General features: G+C 39.6%; 11 protein-coding genes. 3 read left to right on the top strand and 8 right to left on the bottom strand.

Features of this window, described 5'->3' with window-relative positions:
• Window positions 1–524 precede the first annotated feature (524 nt).
• Window positions 525–1,991 (top strand): DASS family sodium-coupled anion symporter, encoded by a 1,467-nt coding sequence (locus AAEY97_RS20660; protein ID WP_351001182.1) that lies wholly within the window; start codon window positions 525–527, stop codon window positions 1,989–1,991.
• 181 nt (window positions 1,992–2,172) lie between these two features.
• On the opposite strand, the gene AAEY97_RS20655 is transcribed toward AAEY97_RS20660, so the two are convergent.
• Window positions 2,173–3,804 (bottom strand): methyl-accepting chemotaxis protein, encoded by a 1,632-nt coding sequence (locus tag AAEY97_RS20655; RefSeq protein ID WP_351001179.1) that lies wholly within the window; start codon window positions 3,802–3,804, stop codon window positions 2,173–2,175.
• 518 nt (window positions 3,805–4,322) lie between these two features.
• Between AAEY97_RS20655 and AAEY97_RS20650 the strand changes: the two genes are divergently transcribed.
• Together AAEY97_RS20650 and yidZ are read left to right on the top strand one after the other, a co-directional pair.
• Window positions 4,323–5,585: an MFS transporter gene (locus tag AAEY97_RS20650; RefSeq protein ID WP_351001176.1), complete on the top strand. Its 1,263-nt coding sequence runs from the start codon at window positions 4,323–4,325 to the stop codon at window positions 5,583–5,585.
• Window positions 5,560–6,534, top strand: a complete 975-nt coding sequence (gene yidZ, locus AAEY97_RS20645; RefSeq protein WP_162023522.1) for an HTH-type transcriptional regulator YidZ — start codon at window positions 5,560–5,562, stop codon at window positions 6,532–6,534. Before AAEY97_RS20650 ends, yidZ begins: the two co-directional genes overlap by 26 nt.
• A gap of 200 nt (window positions 6,535–6,734) precedes the next feature.
• Here yidZ and AAEY97_RS20640 read toward each other — a convergent pair whose 3' ends face one another.
• The 7 genes from AAEY97_RS20640 to AAEY97_RS20610 form a co-directional block, all read right to left on the bottom strand.
• Window positions 6,735–8,879: a putative bifunctional diguanylate cyclase/phosphodiesterase gene (locus AAEY97_RS20640; RefSeq protein WP_351001173.1), complete on the bottom strand. Its 2,145-nt coding sequence runs from the start codon at window positions 8,877–8,879 to the stop codon at window positions 6,735–6,737.
• Window positions 8,880–10,080: 1,201 nt separating this feature from the next.
• Window positions 10,081–10,392: a hypothetical protein gene (locus AAEY97_RS20635; RefSeq protein WP_192116038.1), complete on the bottom strand. Its 312-nt coding sequence runs from the start codon at window positions 10,390–10,392 to the stop codon at window positions 10,081–10,083.
• A gap of 1 nt (window position 10,393) precedes the next feature.
• The gene (locus tag AAEY97_RS20630; protein ID WP_192116039.1) at window positions 10,394–12,208 is read right to left on the bottom strand and encodes an RHS repeat domain-containing protein; all 1,815 of its coding nucleotides are present in this window, start codon (window positions 12,206–12,208) and stop codon (window positions 10,394–10,396) included.
• 370 nt (window positions 12,209–12,578) lie between these two features.
• A complete protein-coding gene (locus tag AAEY97_RS20625) occupies window positions 12,579–12,971 on the bottom strand; it encodes a hypothetical protein (protein ID WP_192116040.1) in 393 nt (130 codons plus the stop codon).
• An 8-nt stretch (window positions 12,972–12,979) separates the two neighbouring features.
• A complete protein-coding gene (locus tag AAEY97_RS20620) occupies window positions 12,980–19,426 on the bottom strand; it encodes an FG-GAP-like repeat-containing protein (RefSeq protein ID WP_192116041.1) in 6,447 nt (2,148 codons plus the stop codon).
• 46 nt (window positions 19,427–19,472) lie between these two features.
• Complete coding sequence (locus AAEY97_RS20615; protein WP_192116042.1) at window positions 19,473–19,817, bottom strand: hypothetical protein; 345 nt, start codon at window positions 19,815–19,817, stop codon at window positions 19,473–19,475.
• A 1,179-nt stretch (window positions 19,818–20,996) separates the two neighbouring features.
• Entirely contained in the window at window positions 20,997–21,311 is a 315-nt protein-coding gene (locus AAEY97_RS20610; RefSeq protein WP_351001166.1) for a hypothetical protein, read from the bottom strand.
• Window positions 21,312–21,443: the final 132 nt, after the last annotated feature.

Here is a 21,443-nt window from a genome sequence, read left to right as displayed (position 1 = left end):
GTTAACCCCAAGGTTAACCCCAAGGTTAACCCCAAGGTTAACCCCAAGGTTAACCCCAAGGTTAACCCCAAGGTTAATGCTAAGGTGATGGCAAGAGTAAGCAAACTTAAAGGTGAAGAATTCATGTCATATCTCATAGGTGTAAATATAAGATAAAGCTTAACAATGAAATGTGTAGAAACTACGCAGAAATTATGAATAACCAGCAGTTTTGTATATACCAATGTTAATGAGGTTAAAAAGCCCTCCAATCGCCAAATTCGATAAAAATAGCATTATCGGTGTAATCATATATTGTTTTTCTAGCCAATTAGTCACGTCAATCAACACAGCCAGCGAGTCAATAAACAATTGAGTGGAACACTAATATGACACATATCAACAATGAGAATAACTTCACAAATTTAAATATCACAAAGACTTAGTATCAAGTTACTGCTCCGATCCGCTTTAACAATTGACCAAATGATAACGACATTTATTGTCATTGCTAAAGGTGTATTCTCAAACCTAAGGATACTGCAATGAAAACTACCGACATCCGAATTGTTCCAGGTCTGATTTCAATTGCGATAATTATATTTCTTTGGTTCATCGTCCCCTCACCGGAAGGTGTGTCGGCCAATGCCTGGCATTTATTGGCTTTGTTTATTGGTACTATTGTCGCAATTATTGGTAAAGCGATGCCTATTGGGGCTATTGCCATATTAGCCATTACACTCGTTGCATTAACAGGCGTAACCAATGACAAGCCAGCTGATGCCATTAAGGATGCCTTAAGTGGATTTTCAAACTCACTGATTTGGTTAATTGGTATTGCGATTATCATCTCACGCGGATTAGCTAAAACAGGTTTAGGGAACCGTATTGGCTATTACTTTATTGCTTTTTTTGGGCGAAAAACCATTGGTATTGGCTATGCGTTAGCGTTATCAGAGCTGGTCATTGCACCTGTCACACCCAGTAATACGGCACGAGGCGGCGGAATTATTCACCCTATAATGAAGTCAATTGCAGCGAGTTTGGGCTCGTCTCCAGAAGAAGGAACATCACGCAAAATAGGCCATTATCTTGCCTTAGTGAATTATCATACCAACCCCATTACCTCGGCAATGTTCATTACCGCGACTGCACCTAACCCATTAATAGTCAAATTGATTGCTGATGCCACAGGTGCAGATACCAGTATTACTTGGGGCACATGGGCACTGGCAGCATTATTGCCAGGTTTGCTTTGTATTGCGCTAATGCCACTGGTTATCTATGCGGTTTACCCCCCAGAAATAAAGCGCACGCCAGACGCAACAGCTTATGCTAAGTCAAAGTTGGCTGACATGGGCCCTATGTCATACGCAGAAAAAATCATGGTGAGTGTGTTCTCGCTATTACTGATCTTATGGGCAGGAGTACCTGCCATGATATTAGGGGCGGATTTTGCGGTTGATACCACTGCAGTCGCATTTTTAGGCTTATCCATTTTGTTAATTAGCGGGGTACTGAGTTGGGAAGATGTGCTTAAAGAAAAAGCCGCTTGGGATACCGTGGTGTGGTTTTCAGCATTAGTCATGATGGCAACGTTCTTAAATAAGTTGGGATTAGTCGATTGGTTTTCTGGTGTGGTTGAAACCAATATCGCCCAAATTGGTGTCAGCTGGATGATTTCAGTGATCATATTGGTGGTGGTTTACTTTTATGCACACTACTTTTTTGCCAGCACCACTGCGCACATTACCGCCATGTTTGCAGCATTCTTCGCCGCTGGCATCGCATTAGGTGCCCCACCTTTATACCTAGGTTTACTCCTTGCAGGCGCATCATCTTTAATGATGTCGCTCACGCATTATGCCACTGGCACCTCACCGATTATCTTTGGCTCCGGTTACGTATCAATGGAAGACTGGTGGGTAATGGGCATTATTATGAGTGTTGTCAATTTAACCATTTGGGGTGTTGTCGGCGGACTGTGGTGGAAAGTACTTGGTTATTGGTAAGGTTGAGATAGAAATAAAATCAGCCTGTGCTTAAGCCATATTGATAAAGCCAAAAGTTGATTAAACCTAAAATTGATAAAGCCAAAAGTTAACTAAACTCAAAATTGATTAAATTAACGCTGACAAATAACCACGAGTGATTTGTCAGCGTTAATCTGTAACCCTTTCACAGAACGAATAACTATATTTCGGTCTTAAACTGCTTTACATTTAACTCTAAGCTTTTAGCAAGCTCTTCAAGTTGATAACTGGCCGCGGTAATTTTACCGGCTTCTTGCTGAGCCAATAATGCTGAATGAGTAATTTGAATAAAGTTTTGATTTATATCCGCAGCAACCACAGACTGCTGCTCTGCGGCTGTGGCAATTTGGATATTCATATCGCTTATTTTAATTACCGATATATTGATAGCCTGTAATGATTCTCCAGCGTTTTTAGCTTGTTGAACACTACTATTGGCCTGCTCTTGACCTTCGTTCATAACAGTCACAGCTTTAACAGAACTGGCGCGCATGCTTTCAATTACAGCTTGGATTTGTCTTGTTGATTCTTGTGTACGCTGAGCAAGATTACGCACTTCATCAGCAACAACGGCAAAACCTCGGCCTTGTTCACCTGCACGTGCAGCTTCAATGGCCGCATTTAAGGCCAACAAATTAGTTTGTTCAGCAATACCTTGAATCACATCTAACACAGATCCAATTTCTTTACTGTCTTGTGACAGTAAATCAATGATCTGTGCCGCTTCACTTACTTTAACGGCTAACGCATCAATATCAGTCTGTGTTTTAGTCACTTCAATCTGACCTGCATTAAACTCATTTGTGGCCGTTTGTGATAGTAGCGCAGCTTCGCTGGTATGGTTTGCGACTTCTGAAACGGTACTCGACATCTGGGTGATCGCTGCAGCACCATTATCGGTCGCTAATTTTTGATTATTAATGAGGTGTTCGTTTTGCTTTGCCGTTTGGTATAAATCTTTAGACGCCGCAAGTAACTTATTTGCGGCCAACATGGAATTTTGGGTTATGTCGGTCAGGTTAACGGTTAAATCCTGCACTGCACTTAATATACTCTGAGAAGAATTAACGGTTAATTTTACCGTGAGATCACCTGAAGCGATTTGTTGGATCACACTGGCTGCATATTCCGGCTCGCCGCCAATAATATTTTTTAAGCGCTTAACAGAAGTTAACGCCACCATACACCCAATAAATAGTGCAATGGCGGTTACAACGAGCATCACCGACTGAAAACTGGTTGTTTGCTCACGCGCTGCTGAAACTTGTTGTTGAATCTGCGCTTCTTGATAATCAATTAACTTATTAATTCTTTTTAGCCATTCGCTATATAAAGGTGAAACTACCACTAATAGGTGCTCTGTCGCAGCATCATTACGGCTCGAATTAACCATCTGCAACAAGGTTTCAGTAGCCGCTAACGTGGTCACTTCAATGTCTTTAATCGCTTGCAGTAAGCTTAACTCTTTATTGCTGTGCTGCACGTTGGCATACATAGTATTAAGTGTTTTTGCAGCTGTGAGATAAAACTGTTTAAGACGATTAATATCATTTTGATGCTGTTGTGACAGTGAAGCATTATTGACTAATACGGCATCTCGAATTGAAATGGCTCGATCATGCACACTGCCTCTGAAATTAATCGCTTGGCGCTGTTCAACTGCTGTCTGCTCTGACAATTTGGTTAAATTATTGTCTGCGATACTTATTTTGAGTAAACCAAACAAGGTTATACCAACCATAATGACCAGTAAACTTGCAAAGCCAAAGTAAAGACGGCTTATTATTCTCATTGTTAAGACCTTTTGTGTAATTAAGTGTATTGGTACTTTTCGGTAAAATTTGAAGCGTAAAATTGAGTCAGTAAAATTAAAAACATGAATAACAAGCGCTAAAGACAACGGCTTTCGACAATTGACACTTTGATTTTTAAGGTGATAACTAAAAATCAACTTCAATCATTAATGGTAATAGTATAGTTGATGCTCAACAGTTTTCTGACTCCATGATGAATAAAGACCGGAGCATCGTTTCAATAATTTCAGCAAACCTTTTTTACGGCCTAATCTAAAGAGTGAGCGTATAAAAACCGCGAGCTCGATTGAATAAAGCTCTGAAGTCTGCGAACTCAATACGCTTAGCGATGCTCTGCAGCTCATTTTTATCAAGACATTTCTGCTGATGTAATCAACGTGAGTAGATTCAAATTAATCAATGAGATGTCGTAAATAGAAATACCTGTTGTCAAAATGGCAACTCGTACCTACAAACCTTTCAATCTATTATCCTTGCAACATTAAGTGAGGGTTTTATGACTAGATTTATACTGTGTAGCTTCGCGCTGGTTCTGCTTTATCCCACTGCAATTGACCTTTATTTAGTTGGTTTACCACAAATCGCCAAAGACTTAGGTGCAAGTGAGTCACAACTCCATATCGCTTTTTCTGTGTATTTAGCGGGTATGGCCACAACGATGGTATTTGCCGGTAAATTATCAGACGTTATCGGCAGACGACCCATAGCAATTACTGGCGCTATTATTTTTACATTAGCTTCGTTCATGGGCAGTACAGTAGAAAACAGCCAATCTTTTTTAATCGTCCGCTTTATTCAAGGTATTGGCGCTGGCAGTTGTTACGTGGTCGCGTTTGCTATTTTACGTGACAAGCTGGACGATAAACGCAGAGCAAAAGTATTATCTATGGTCAATGGAATTACCTGCATCATGCCCGTTATCGCCCCGGTGATTGGTCATTTGATCATGCTTAGCCTTCCATGGCCAAGTCTGTTTATTACTATGGCAGCCATGGGTGGAGTGGTGTGTTTAATGTCAGTATTTGTTTTAAAAGAAACCAATACTACACGCCAATCATCACGAGCTAATGTAACAACAGTCGAAACAACTGATCCATCGATAGCCCACCCCTTCACTCAATCAACAACTCAATCAACAACCCAATCCACAACTGCGGCAGAATCCTTTTACCAACGATTCTTTTTAAGCCGACTAATCATTAGTGCCATTGCCGTTACAGCAATTCTTACGTTTGTAAATGTATCGCCAATGTTGATCATGAATATCATGGGCTTTAGTCGCGGCGAGTATTCAATTGCGATGGCATTAACGGCACTTGTTAGTATGCTCACCTCATTTGCTATGCCATTGGCGTTGACATATATCAAGCAACGTAGCTTGATGCTGGTATCTCAATTATTATTTGTGTCTGCCGCAATCATCCTCGGGCAGACTCAACTCAGTGCCGATAGCCAATTTATCAGTCTATTTGGTCTTAGTCTTATCTGTGCAGGATTTTCAATTGGGTTTGGTGTGGTAATGAGCCAAGCGCTTAGCCCCTATCGTTATCGAGCGGGTGTCGCCAGTTCTATGCTCGGAGTGGCTCAAATTTGCAGTTCAGCTTTGTATATTTGGCTATTAGGCTTGCTTGGTATAAGTGCATTGAATATGCTGATATTAATATTGTTAATGGGTGGCGTTATCAGCGCTGTTTTAATAGTATTCATTCCCTCACCACTGCCGAGTATTTCCAATGAAGAAATCATTAGCACGCCTTGATCTAAACTTGCTGATCACTCTGCAATTGTTACTACAAGAATTAAGCGTCACTAAAACAGCAAAAAAACTGAACGTGACGCCGTCAACGGTGAGCAAATCTCTCAGCAAGTTACGAGAATGGTTTGACGACCCTTTGTTTATAAAAACACCTCATGGATTTAGCCCAACGTCACTCGCCATCAGTATGGAACAAGAGCTTGCTGACTGGTTACAAGTCAGCAGTCAAATACTCGCCAAACGCGGCGATGAGATCCCTAACGGTGTGCGCTTTAATCTTGCGATGGAATCGCCATTGCTGCTGACGATGTTTAATCAGCTTACACAGCAAATATTTCAGCAGTATCCAGACGCTAAAGTCAAAGTTCATAACTGGGACTATGATTCAATTGAAGCTATTATTCGAGGAGAAGTTGACATTGGTTTTACTGGCCGAGAGAGCCACCCAAGATCAAAAGAATCGATTAAACTTTTACCTTACTTTATCAATTACGAAGTATTATTTACCGACCTCCCCTTAGTGTATTTACATAAAGATCACCCAGCCTTAAAAGAAGATTGGAATATTGATACTTTTGTAAAATATCCACAAATTAACATCACATGGGAAAAGTCTGAAACCTGGGCATTAGATGAAGTATTAATAGAAATGGGCTTAAGCCGTAATATTGAATTAACCATGGCCACGTTCGAACAATCTTTGTTTATGACAGCTCAGTCTGGTCACAACATGATTACCACTGCACCACAATATTGTCAGCACTACTGTCGTAATATACACACAGATTTAGTGTGTTTACCTATTCCGGTAGATAAAGCATTACAAGATAAATTGATGATTCCCTTCACCATGATTTGGCATAAACGAAACAATCAAAATCCAAAAATAAAATGGTTAAGAGATGCGATAAAAGCCTTATATCGAGACCTTAATAATACCCACTTGCGTTAGTGTAGAGATACAAGTGGCATAGTTATTTTGGCCACCTAAATAGAGGTGATATTATTATCTCGTACATGACTTTAGGTGAACACATAAGATCGATAACCTACTGCTTTATAAGCGCAGATGACGGTTACAGTTGTTGAAAAATAGCTTTCATATGATTTTCACACAAAGATCAACACACACTAAAGACTAACTCATAAAGCTCATTTACAAATCCAAGGAGGAGACGTATTCCATAAATTAATCCACTCAGGGATTGAGCTTGCTGGCATTGGCCTTGCTATACCGAAACCTTGTGCTAATTGACATCCCATTTTGAGTAATTGCCGACCATGCTCTTGGGTTTCAACCCCCTCTGCTATCACAGAACGACCGAAGGTCTTCGATAATTCAATGACACTTTTTACAATGGCTTGATCATCCATATCATCTAACATGTCAATGACAAAAGATTGATCTATTTTTATAACATCAGTCTTTAACTTTCTCAAATAGCTTAAAGATGAAAACCCCGTACCAAAATCATCTAACGAAAAACGTATCCCTAACTGTTTACATTGACTAATAACCTCAGCGATGTGCTGAGTATCTTTAATAATACTGGATTCTAAAATTTCAAATTCAAGCTGACCCGCTTGAAAACTCGTGTTGAGAAATAAGATTTCATTTAATTGTTTAATGAAATCTTCATGCTGAAGTTGTAATGGACTGACATTGACACTGATAGGTATAACTATTCCTAAGCGTCGCCATTCATTATGCTGCTTTATTGCCTGGTCAATTACCCATTTACCTAACTCAATTGCTAGAGGCTCTTCTTCAATGTAGGGCAAAAAGCGAAAGGGTGACAAAAGACCTTCTGTCGGATGTTGCCAACGAATAAGGGCCTCTAAACCTATAATATCATTAGTTTCCATATTAATTTTGGGTTGGTAGAATAACAAAAACTCATTGTTATTAAATCCATTGCTTATGTATTCTAACTCTCGATACTGGAGTTTTATCGCTACATCATTTTCAAAGTCAAATTCATGAATGCAATTCTTTCCCTGCTCTTTAGCCCTATACATAGCCTGATCAGCATGACGAATAAGTATGTCTGGGTAACTATTATCCTGTGGGAAAAATGTCACGCCAATACTCACAGTTATAGAAAGGCGCTTATTTTCAATAATAAATATTTCTGTAATTGAAGAAAGTATTCGCTGTAATATTTCTGTTGCTTGATGATGACAGTCTAAATCATCAAGAATCAAAACAAACTCATCGCCACCAAACCTGGCAAGAGTATCATCCTCTCGTATTGCAGTTTTAAACCTATTTGCAACAAGGCAAAGAAACTCATCTCCTATATCATGACCGTAAGCATCATTTACCTCTTTAAAGCCATCCAAGTCTAGGAAGGCTATAGCTATTTGTTTGCTATTACGCTGCGCTTTGATAAGCGCTTGCTGCATTCGATCAGCTAACAAATTTCTGTTTGGCAAATGTGTTAGTGGATCATAGTTGGCTGCAAACTTTAACTTCTCATTTACTTCTTTTAATACCTGATTACTTTTTTCAAGTTTGCGTTGATTATTTTTTGCGTCGGTAATATCTTGAAATATACCACTTAATTTTTCAGCAACACCATCGACATACGTGATATGACAAGTAGTTCTAACGTCAATCTTTCGTCCTTTGGTGGTATAAGTTTCAAGCTCTAAGTCGTACTCGTCGCCAAGTTGAATAGCAGCATCAAGCGCTTCTTGGAATAATTTTTTGGAATCGGGTAATAAATAACTTACCCCCATTTCAACGGTAGGAATATATTCTTGCGGAGTTGTTTCATAAATTCGGTAAGTTTCATCTGTCCAAATCAAGTCACCGTTATGCAAGTTGAGTTGCCAGCCACCTAGCTTACCTATCTCTTGAGATTCTCTCAATAACTCGGTTGTGGTTGCAAGTAGTTCTTCCTGCCGCTTACGAAAGGTTATTTCTTGGTGCATGCCAATCATTCGTGTCGGTTTACCTTCAACATCCCATGAAATAGCTTTGCCTGTAGACAATACCCAAACATAATGACCGCTTTTGTGTTTCATACGAACTTCTAACTCACAAAGTTCGCTTTGGCCTTGACAATGGTAATCATAATTTTTAATTGCCCTAGGCAAATCATCTGGGTGCAATACATCTAGCCAAGTTTGGTAATCAACAGGCATTAACTCCGATAAGGTATATCCTATAATCTCAGCCCAACGTTCATTACAAACAAGACCATCATTTTCAACACGCCAATCCCAGACGCCAACATTAGTCGCATCTAAAACTAACTCATTAACCTCTTGGCTTATCGTATTCTTGTGCATGGCCTTTATACTGTTTGGGATAAAAAGTTATGGATTAATCAGCTTTTGTAAATAAGAACTTTTTGCCTTTTAATCAATCACAAAAGTCTACTTATTACTGTTTTTTAACTTCAATACTAAAACAGTTTTAACGAACAGATATTCTTTAATATAAGGTAAGCTTGATTAAGTATCAAAGCAAATCACTTAGTTAATGAGCGAAAAAAATATTAATAAAACGAAAAACAAAATGAGATTAGAGCTTCAATTTTTTACACTATATCCAAGACCTAAACGGTAGAAAAAAACTGTGCCACCCATCATCTGAACAAGTAACATAGCTCATTTCCATTGCTTTGGCGACAGCTCTGCTCGATGTACTCAATTCATCAACTTCAATCGACACATACAAAAACTAGTTTTGAATTAGTAGCTTACCGGTCACCTACGGAATTCAGCACAGCTGAGAAACTTGATAGCAATCAAATATGAGGATGTGTTGTGTTTTTTGGAGGGGATACTTAAGCGCACAGCCTGCGCTGGTAATTTGTGGTGCCTTGTCGTCGTTTTCGGTCTAAATGCTCACAGTATTCAGTTAATGCAGATAAAACTCAAAATTGTTATTGAGGATGGATAGCTTACTTTTAATAAAGAGGAGCCTTTGGGCTCAAAATCCTATCTTACGCCCAAATAAATAGGCCTTATATTTGTCGGTTTGGCATTTGGTCTTGAATCTAGAAGAGGGATAGCTTGCTTTTAATAAAGAGGGACCCGGGGTTCAGAGCCCTATCTTTCGCCAAATAAAAAGGCCCGCTATAAATAGCGGGCCTTTTTATTGAATGTGGCGGAGGGATAGGGATTTGAACCCATACTCTCTAATTAAATAGTTAAAATAGTCGTTTAAATTCATTTGGTTGCAGATTTTTACATCTTCAAATTCTGCAATTGCTAACTAAGATTGACTTTATTCCTGACGTTGAAAAAAGTCAATAATTATGAACTGATTTCATTTGGGGCGCAGCTTGGCTGTAAAGCCCATGTCTTTTAAAAAATCAGGTCTGTACAACCGCTTCTAGCGGTAAATGAGCACATCAAAAGCAACGATAAGAGTGAGAATGTTGTACAGAAAACTAGGGCAAAAAGCCTTTGGTGAGCAGAGTATAATATTGACTCACCGGGAGCGTCTTATATGGCCATGTTATTTATCAGCAATCTCGCCTCTTTAATTTAAAGCACCCTGAACAACAACTGAAAAGAAGGCCAACAATCCAAATAGAATTTGCCATCTCAATTTTCGTCTTAATTGTACAAGAACGATTTTGATTTTAATGTTCTGCTCTTCGTCTATTTTCTCTCCAGAGAAAACATCACTCATAAAGTTAAAGTCACTATATAACCCCAAATGACTACTATAGTATCTTCCAAAAATGTCTATTTTACTTGCTTGGCTCTCTTCGATTAATATTCTTAATCCTTGGTGATAACCTACAGCAAAATAAATTGCACTCGTTGTGAATATTATAAATAACAACATACTAACCACCATTCATTAAATAATTTGCAACATTTTGGCCGCTTGTTGTATAACCTGTACTTAAGGCTGCACCTACGGCGAGTGGATAAACTGCTTGTGCATTTACATTCCAATTACCTTGATAGTCCCATTGAGTATTAATACATACTTGAAAACAAGCTTCGAATTGCTGATACATACCATTTATATTACCTTGTTGATATAAGGGAGCTGAGCCAAACCCCCCTCCTTTTAGCATTAGACCTGTTTCATCAGCAATAGATACTGAAGTATCACCATTGAGTTTAAATGAAGAATTTGCAGAAAAACCTTTACCGAACGAACCTTTAAATGTTGTTCCTGCAGACATATCATTTTTCATATAAGAAGCCACTGCATCAGCAGATGTGGACAATGAAGTTCTTATTTCTGACAAGCTATTTTCAATACTTCCTCTAAATGCTGTTGCACCATCAGCAATATCTCTAAACCATTTGGCCAAAGGAGCGTATGGATCGCTAGGTGATTCACTTTGACTAGGGTGATTAGCATCATTATAGGCTTTCATAAATGCAGCGGTCATAGCACCATTAGCAAATTTCCCTCCCGTAAGTTGACTCACAGTACCACCTACTATTGCAGCGGAAACAACTCTCGCAACTGTATTTTTGAAAACTGCGTCGATTTTACCTCCAGCCATGCTAGTTACACCAGCAGCGGCAAAACCATGCCCAAATTTTCCACCAGATAATACACTGCTAATTCCCCCAGCTATACCTCGTATAGCGCCTTTAGCAAGTATATTTGATATTCCGTTATTGGCGATTATATCACCAGCCCCAAAAAAAATTGCGCCACTGAATGCTCCAACTAATGCCCCCTTTAGAGAGCCAGTTGCAACGTAACCAGATAGTGCACCACCTGCAATTGCCCAAGCTAATCCTGCTCCAGCAGTCATCACCGTAATACCAATTTGAACAATCGTTTTCCAATGCTTTTTCACAAATCCAAACAATGACTTAAAGAAATAACCACTCGGATCGGTCATCGACATCGGATTATTCAAAACATAGGCGTATCTGTTATAGCTTTGGCTATTCAACGGCGCCTGAATATTAGGATCTGCTTGTAAGAATCTACCCAAGGTTGAGTCGTAAATACGCCCACCCATATGAATAATATCTAAATCTTTGATGTGCTTATGGCCTGTATATCCTCTGTCTGTAGGTTCGCTGGTCGTAAAACTAGCCAACGAACTATGAAGATACACAGCGGTACGTTTACCCCATGGGTCATAAATCGCTTGCGAGACGACTGCGCCACTGCCATTGGTTGTGGCGATGACCGAGCCTTGATGGTCTTTGTGTAGATAAAAAGTATCAGTTGAACCATTGCTTCGCTGGGTATAAACAATGTCGCCAACATAAAACTTATGCTCGGTTAATGTACCTGCGCCACCAGTACGGTAGACCTTTTCATAATTACCTAAATAAGTTGTCTGATAAGTAACATTTTTACCATTTTCGACATACGAATCTGATTTTGAAACGAGTTCACGTTCAGACCCATATTTCATGGTAGAACTACTGCCAGCTTTCGTGATTAATGTTGGCTTGTCGTAACTGCCATAAGTAAAGGTGCGGGTGCCATCAGTTTTACTATTGCCGTTGGCATCGTAAAAAAACTTATATAATTGCGCTCCAGAGGCTGATTTGACCTCATTAAGCTGGTGCGGTTTAGTTGCATAGTAGGTGTAATTGCCCACACCCGTTTTAAATTTAATATTACCCCAGTCATCATAATTGAAATCTTGATACGTTTTAAAATTTGTTGGCAAGATACCACTACCAGTGGCAATACTAATCGAGCGATCTTCTAAACGGTTTGTCAGATAGTCATAACCATACGTTTCTGTAAAGTCGGTAATGCTTCCAGGAATTGAACCAAATTTAGTCCAGCGGCTGGTTACGAAATAATTGTGGGTGTCTTAATTATTGTAATTACGCATGATTGGTTCAGATTTCACTATTAAGCCCCGTCTTTATAAACATCAGGGCAGTATAGCCGCTTCTAGCAGTAAATAAGTCGCATCAAAAGCAATGATAAGACTGAGAATGTTGTACAGAAAACTAATGCCAAAAAGCCTTCGGTGAGCAGAGTATGATCTTGACTCACCGGAGGGGTACATACGGCCATGTTAAAGTACTTTATTTAATGCGATACTTTCCTACAACCTCGGTTAATATGACCTTCAGTTTTTCAAATTGGGCAACTCCCATGTCAGTCATTTTAAAATCTCCTACCTCAGAATAAGTTAACTTTGATTGCTGTTCATCTTCCCTGAACATAACTTCAACATATTGCCCTATCAATCCATTGCTAACACGCTTCATATCAATGTAATAACTGCCCACCATCCAGCATTTATTAGCACTTTCGTCTTCTTGTTCATAATTATCACTAACAAAGCCCAATGCTTTAAGATTAGTGCATAGGGCCATATATTGTTGTTCAATATTTAACTTGTCAGTATTGAAGCTAATTTCAACATCGGCCGTTGGCAGACATCCACTTAATGCCATTAAGATAGTTGAAAACATCAAAATCCTTAACATCCACTTATCCTCAAATCACTATAAGTTGTGGTAATAAAAGGTGTGCAATCGAATATAGGCTTTGAAGCCCTACCAGTTAATGAAAATAATCCCGCAGAAATCCCTTGAAGTGATAGATAATATGGTCCAAGCGCTTTTTGCTCGTAAAAATGTTTCCTCTCATGCTGATCTAAGATCATATTCTGTCCACGATATAAACTATTCGGTCCAGTAATCACATTCCCAATGGTAATCGCGTCACGTCCACCCTTATCATAATAATACATACCATTCCTAAATTTTGGTGCAAAAAACTCCCCTTTATTGTGGTAAGAAGCAGATATGCCAACCGCATGACCAATGCCATCATTTATCAAGCCAGCATTCAAGTTTTTTTGTGCGATTTTAGAGCCTCCAATAATATATCCTTGAGCATAATCAGCAACTCTATTTATTGCAAAATTTGCAAACTGATTTGTATGATATATATCAAGGCCTAAATCAACGTCTATCTGACCAGCTAAAAAACCTCTTGCAAATCCTTCAGCATCACCAGTTTCCATCAAACCATTTGTACCACTAGATAAACCTCGAGCAAAACGGGAATCCCCAAAAAAACTACCCATAAAACCTGCTGCAGCGCCAGCAATTGAACCAGATATTGCCCCTCGAAGTGCACCTTTAAGACTGCCGGATATCAAAGCTCCGCCAACAAATCCACCGGCTGCTCCAGCCATAGCTCCAACAGCCATTGTACCTGCAGTGGTCAATGTTGCTGCTGTAGCAGCTGTGGTCGCTGTAGCTGCTGTTGCAGCAGTACCCCACGTAGCGCCCCATGTAGATACCCAACTAGTTGCTGCTCCTGCAGTAAAATATATGGCTACAGCTGCTACTATTGGTTTCCAGTATTTCTTTATTTGATTACCTAACCACTTAAAAAAGTACCCACTCGGATCGGTCATCGACATCGGATTATTCAAAACATAGGCGTATCTGTTATAGCTTTGGCTATTCAACGGCGCCTGAATATTAGGATCTGCTTGTAAGAATCTACCCAAGGTTGAATCGTAAATACGCCCACCCATATGAATAATATCTAAATCTTTGATGTGCTTATGGCCTGTATATCCTCTGTCAGTCGGTTCGCTGGTCGTAAAACTAGCCAACGAACTATGAAGATACACAGCGGTACGTTTACCCCATGGGTCATAAATCGCTTGCGAGACGACTGCGCCACTGCCATTGGTTGTGGCGATGACCGAGCCTTGATGGTCTTTGTGTAGATAAAAAGTATCAGTTGAACCATTGCTTCGTTGGGTATAGACAATATCGCCGACATAAAACTTATGCTCGGTTAATGTACTTGCGCCACCCGTACGATATACCTTTTCATAATTACCTAAATAGGTTGTCTGATAAGTCACATTTTTGCCATTTTCGACATACGTATCAGATTTATAAATAAGCTCACGCTCAGGCCCATATTTCATGGTAGAACTACTGCCAGCTTTCGTGATTAATGTTGGCTTGTCGTAACTGCCATAAGTAAAAGTGCGGGTGCCATCAGTTTTACTATTGCCGTTGGCATCGTAAAAAAACTTATATAATTGCGCTCCAGAGGCTGATTTGACCTCATTAAGCTGGTGCGGTTTAGTTGCATAGTAGGTGTAATTGCCTACGCCCGTTTTAAATTTAATATTACCCCAATCATCATAATTGAAATCTTGATACGTTTTAAAGTGAGCTGGCAAAATAGTATCGCCAGTTGCAATACTAATCGTCCTATCTTCTAAACGGTTTGTCAGATAGTCATAACCATACGTTTCTGTAAAGTCGGTAATGTTTCCAGGGATTGAACCAAATTTAGTCCAGCGACTGGTTACGTTGCCGATATCATCATGCACGACATCAGTGTAAGCAAGCTGAGCACTACCATTTTTAACGTCAATACTTGATAACCAGCCAGTGTCATTTTCAAACACCGCTGTGCTCGATACATTATTACCGTAAGTGACTTTGTCGACTTGATTTCGTGCTGTCATTGAGTCAACACGTTTTAATAAAGCACTCGTTACATTATTACGTACTTCAGATAGATAACCAGAGGTTGTGTAGTTATTCTTAACTGAAAACGCCGCAGTACCAGTAGGGTATGTAGTAATACTTGGGCGACTGTAACTATCGTAAGTTTGACTTTGCGTGAACGTATTTCCATCTATTAAGGTTGTTGTGGTTTTAACTAATCCATCTGGGTAATAAGTAAAACTATTTTTATACGTTGGGCTACCAGTCGCACATGTAACATTTAAGGCATCATATTTTTCGGTAGACAGCAGTCTGCCTTTATCCGTTGCTGTACCATAATTCCAACAAAGCGTACCTTCTGATGGCTCATAGCTTTTTATTTTTCGGCCAAGTAAATCATATGTGAACGTAAAGGTATGGTCTCTTGCTGTCTTCTGGGTCATTAACTCACCAAAAGCATTATAGGTGTACTTCCATAGGCCTTTTGAAGGGTCGTTGGTGGAGAGTTTTCTGCCCCAGTCATCATATGTAACAGTGACAATGTAATTACTGCCTTCACCAGAGGTGTCTGTAGTCACAACATTGCCTTGAGCATCATAAGTAAAAGACACTGTATTACCGATAGCATCTTGAGTATAAGCAGTTTCACCAAAACCATTTTGATATGCGCTTGTCGTTATACCGACTTCATTAGTGGTTCGACTTTCAAAGCCAAATAACTCATTTGTGACTGTTGTGCCATTGGGCTTTGTAACGGTATTAGGTCGATTTAATTCATCGTATTCAAAAAGTGTAAAGTCAGTTGAGTTTGGCTCATACACCATTTTTTCTCGGCCTTGCTCATCGTACTCTTTGATGACTTTGTTCCAGCCACCGCTAAAGCTTGTGGTTTGAGCGATAACCTCGCGCCCCCATTTATCAAAATACACTTCCTGGGTGGGATTTCCGGTTACCGTTGTTCTAACGTAGTAATAGGCATTACTAGAACAGCTGCTGCAAAAAGCTTGAGTAACGGTCGTTGTTTTTGCGTCAGGATGGTCAATGGTTTTTAGTCGGCCTAAATCATCAAAATATTCTATTTTCGCGACATTATTGGCATCGGTAGTTTTTATTGAAGTGATGACACCGGTTACAGAGTCTGCATCAACATTGTTATACTTAAAACTGGCTCTAAAACCCATCGCATCATCTGTGTAACTCAGGTAACGCCCTTTAGCACCATAATTACTACTCGTACTACGAGTAATATTTGTGCCTGTTGCTGTGCTATAACCCGTTACTGCTTCAGAGGTTTTATGTCCCCAAGCATCATACCCATAAGTGGTTGTTAGTTTAGTGGCTGCTTGGTTAGGTGATAATGTGCTCGATTTCAACATCAAATTTGAATAGTAATCAAATGTTGTTTCTCGGACATGTGTTTTAGGGTCGCCTGTTCGTGTTTTTGTGACAACAGAAGAAGCTAAACGGCCATATCGTTCCCAGTCACCCGAACCATAGGTATTAACATTGTTGGTAGTGAGTACGTCATTAGAGTATTCATCAGAAATTTCAATGTTACTTTCAAGTAAGTTACCCCAGCCATCATATTGATTGGTCGTGAGTGTTACGCTTGACAATATGCTGCTAAGATTGCTGTCTAGTATGTAACTTTCTTCTTCTGAAGATGCAATATAAGGTGAAATACCACCATTAGCGGTTTGGATGACGTCTAGCGTGTTAGTCGCCCTTGAAAGTATTTGAGTGCCAAGCATTTGAATGGTTTCAATAGGCATGCCTGCATGGGCAAACGTTAATTCACCATGCTCTTGACTGTATTTGGTTTCGGTCACTACATGGGTTTGGTTATCGATGGTTTTTAACATCTGAAAGCCTAATGAACCACGGCCCTTTTTATGGATAAGAAAACCACCGTATTTATAGTTGACCGATATTTTATCATTAACACCAATATTGCTTTGCGTTTCTACTTTACTGACGAGTTGCATACCTGAGTGAGGTGAGAACGTATCTGTTGTTGTGTCTGCATCTGAGAAGTTTGTCACATACACAGATGAGTCTGTCATCGGTTTGTAGGTTACCGTTGTCGCAACACCAAAGCCATTGGTAATGGTATTGATGGCGAACTCTTTAACCCCTTTACGGTTATAGTATTTTTTCCAACTGCTGCCTGTTGAAGTCAGTAGGTTTAATTTACCATCGCCATCCGTATCACCAAAACGAACCGTAGCATTGGCGTCAAAAGCCATAGAACCACGGCTCTCAAATGAAATCCATTCACCAGAATCTGTGGGGCGAGAGAAGAAAATAGCCCAATTAGACGTTGAAGTTGCATGTAACACGTCCGCGCGGCCGTCATTGTTTAGGTCGACAAATTGATCAAGGTATTTTTTAGTACTCGATGTAGCTAACCCCGCGTCTCTAGACGCTAAGAATTCAATACCGTTAGAGAGTCGATACCACCATTTATCGCCACTGACAAATAACAAATCACTCAAGCCGTCACCATTTAAATCGGCTATACGGAAAGTGTCTTCATAGTTACCAAGGGTCTGCTGTAAGGTTAAGACCGGATTTGCCATGGTGCCTGATGCGACAAAAAGCATATGTTTTGTTGAAGTACTGCTGGTCCAGGTGCCACCTAAATCATTTCTACACTCATTTGCTGAGTTTACAAATCGATCGAAAACGCCTCGAACATAACAACCTGATATCGTTGACGTGACTTTCATTACAAGGTCTGAACGTCCATCGCCATTAATATCAACGGCACTGGCAGATTTCATATCAGCAGTTTGAGATTGTACTCCCATATTTAACTCAGCAGATGCAATAGTATCCGCAAAGGTATAGAGGGTTTTATTTGCACTAAAAGTACCATTGCCATTGTTAACATGGGCTTTAACAGTATTACCCGTTCGAAAAACAATATCTTCATTACCATCACCATTGACATCCATGACTTGCGCACCGTTTTCAAGTCCTGTAGCAACGACACCTAAATCTTTTAAAGTATAATCCAATAGCCTAGTACGCTCCTCACAAGGCTCTCCAGATGGGCAAACTTGATATGTACTCTGGCTTGCTTGATATGATAGGGCATGCCAATTTGTTGTTGCTGAGTTTGCAACAAGTAAATCTCTTACACCATCACCGTTATAATCAATATTAAGCGCATATTCCTTTTTTGAAGTACCAGTAGATGTCATCGTTTTAGTGGAAGTAAAGTAAGGGCCGAGCTTCACTGCCCACGAACTACCACTGACGTAAACAATATCTTGATACCCATCACCATTGACGTCAAAAATTTGAGATGTACTGACGTTAGCAGATCCACTCGCAACGGTAGTAAAGTTCTCAAATGGCTTAAAATTAGTAGATGTAGGTACATCATGACAAAAATCAGGTGAACCTGGCTCAGATTCACATAGATATTGCATGCTACTGCTAGATAGATTGGGGCGTTGCCAACCGAACGTTGTTTTAGGTAAGCAATTACTGAAGTTAGTATCATTATCGGGACATTCTTGAACGGATGTTAGTAAGGTGCGTTCTTCTATAAAGTTACTGGTCTCATAGTTCAAAAAGTAAGAGCGGTAGTTGCTACCGTCAACCGATGAGTCAATACGCTTTAGTATTTTGTTATGTTTTGCAATAGCCCCCGCTTGATAACCTAAAAAACCCTTACCGTAGTCTTCGTAAACAAATTTAACTTTATTGAAAGCTGTACTGTCGCCCAATTTTGCTGAGTACTGAATGCTATCAATGTAAAATGTCCCATTCGCTTTACTGTTGTTGTAATTAAACAGAATATAGTTGTCTTTGATATCTTTAATGACTTTAACAGCCCATGTTTTAGCTATTCCAGTCTTATTGCTTGGTTCAACAAATGCGTCCGCTTGATTTGTACTGACAAGACCCGTTAAAGCGGGATTACCATAATAATAAGTTTCACCGGCTTTCGTTTTAACTTCAAAATAACTAGGCCCATTAGCTTGGCTACCGCCCATAGCAGTAACAATTGAGAAGTCATCAACTTCTTTAATGTAAGTTGAATACGGTGCACCGTAGGTACCCGCAAGCAATATCAATCGTTGACCATCAAGACAAAACCTATCACTACTGGTAAAATTTACACCTGTTATCGCATTGTCATTAATTGGCGTTTGTGGACAACGCGAAACGGCTGAAATACCGCCAATACTCCAACCAATACCTACAGGGCCATCTTGAAGGTTATTACTTGAATAGTTTAACGACACTTGCGGCGTTACGCCTGCACGCCCTTCAGGTATAGTAATGGGTACTGAGTATGTGGCGGCACCACTCTCATCAACCCTAAACTCACTTGAAGACAACCCTACAACTTCGGCGCTCGAAGATGCACTTACTCCAAGAATAATGAGCATTATTGGAAGCAATAATTTATGGCGAGACATGAGGCATCCTTACTTTCACGTAATAATAAAGGTTGATAATTGGAATTTAAAAGGGGGTAAGGGCTACATCGATACGTTCAATGCACTCTTGTAGCTCAAAGACAAATACAGTACTGCCCGGACCGTGTTCAACATCTTTCTTTGTTAGCTCATAAGACCGACCTGAGTTAACAGCAGAAACAATTAACTGACCAACGTTCGATTCAACCAAATCATACTCAACAGAAATGGCGACTTCACCTGAATAAGCGCAGCCGTCATAACTGGTGTTGTTTAATACATCGAACGATACAGATTGATTAGCTGCAATAGAAGGTAATCCTACAAAATAAAAAAATACTAAACCTATGTTCAATCTTCTTAATGTAGGGGAAAACATCCTTTTGTGCATATATTGAAATCCATTTGCAAATTTAAAGTTGCTGATACTCGAATCCGAAGAAAATATGCTCAATTTTACATTCTGTCAACATAATAAAATCAACTTTTCGAAATTATTTTTTAACCACTAATCGAAGAGAAAATCGAAGCATTATCAATAATCGAGTTTTAGGAGATTCACCATTAGGTTTTGCAGTTTTACTATTGGTTATGATTAAATTTGATCGCCTCATGCTCATGCTTTCTCTAAGAAGTGTTGTCTTGATACCAGGGTAAAACAGAGGGATCATCAAATTGATTATTTTTCACTTCATTAGACCTAATTGTTACTCATAACCGATTAGGGTTATTGAAGCATTCCAACTAATTGAATGCTACTGTCTTTAGTTGGCTGTTGGGGTTCAAAGGGGTACCCCTTTGCCCGTAGCAACTATCCGATCTTTTGGGAACCAAAAGTGGGATAGTTGCGTACCGGGTTTCACTGTAATCCCATTAAACAAATGGGTTAATCTTGAAAGCTTTTCGTTGTTGTTATCAATACTCAAATAAAATACTGTCGGTGTGATAAATTAGCCGATTAGGGTAAAAATTAGCTCCTGTACGCACTTAATTGCATTTTTATGGGCATAAAAAAGCTAATAATTAAATACAGCAACTTTTTGTACGTTTTTTACTCTCCTAGAGAGCGAAAAATATTAGCCTCTAAAACCGCTCGCTCTCTGCTGTAGTGAAATATTTACAGTTTCTCGGGCCTCGTCCAGTGCTGACCGTCATTTTTGTTCTTGTTTTGCTTGTTTTACCAGCAACTGAGCCATATTTGGCAGTGCTCGTGCCAAGTGGGGCACAAGCACAGCCCAAATTGACCATACCAATATTTGTGGCGAAGCCCTAAATTATCAATATTAAATCAATCAAATGTGATCCCCCCATACATCATTTTTATACAGAACCAACTCGTTACTACTCCTCTATCTGCTCAACTGAACACGCAATCTCTCGAACTCATCCATATCCTCATCTCCATCAAACATTTCAATTGCCACCAATAAAAATCCGTTATCCCTCACCATAAAAATAACCCGTCTTGATTATCTTTAAACGTAAAAAAATCCACCTCAAAGGCGGACTTTTTAGTTGGCTTAAACCATAAACGCTGTTGTTCATTTAGAACAACTGAGATGGAGTTTATCTACATTGATAAGTCATCATCTTTCCTGTTTAATTCATCATGATTGTTTTCAGCCAATTTATTCACTAATTCCTTATCCTCAAGTACGGTGACAAGTCTCTGGAATGCGGGTTGTAAAAAAGCTGGCAGATATTCAGTAAATTTGTAGACGATAGGAGTAAAGAATTTCTTAGTTAATTCAGGCTGCTTTTGAGCCCTGAAAAAAGTTCTAGACGCAAGCCCTTCCAGCATCGAAAACATTATAGAGGCAACTTTTCTCTCTCTTCCCTCAATCTGAGCCAGCATGCCTTCCCTTTGAGCAATATTTTCATCCAATATGATTAACCTTGATTCTTTTTTTGCTAACTTGCGCTTTGTGTTAGCCAGTTGCTCCCCCCTGTGTCAGGATTGTTGTCACCCCTTAAAATCATCCAATAATTAAATAGAGGGGGCGGTCAATGAGAGCTC

Source organism: Shewanella sp. TB7-MNA-CIBAN-0143, from assembly GCF_040310065.1.
In the GTDB taxonomy this organism is placed as follows: Bacteria; Pseudomonadota; Gammaproteobacteria; order Enterobacterales; family Shewanellaceae; genus Shewanella.
The sequence above is the reverse complement of the archived record's forward strand: the minus strand, read 5'-3'. Positions and strand labels throughout refer to the sequence as shown.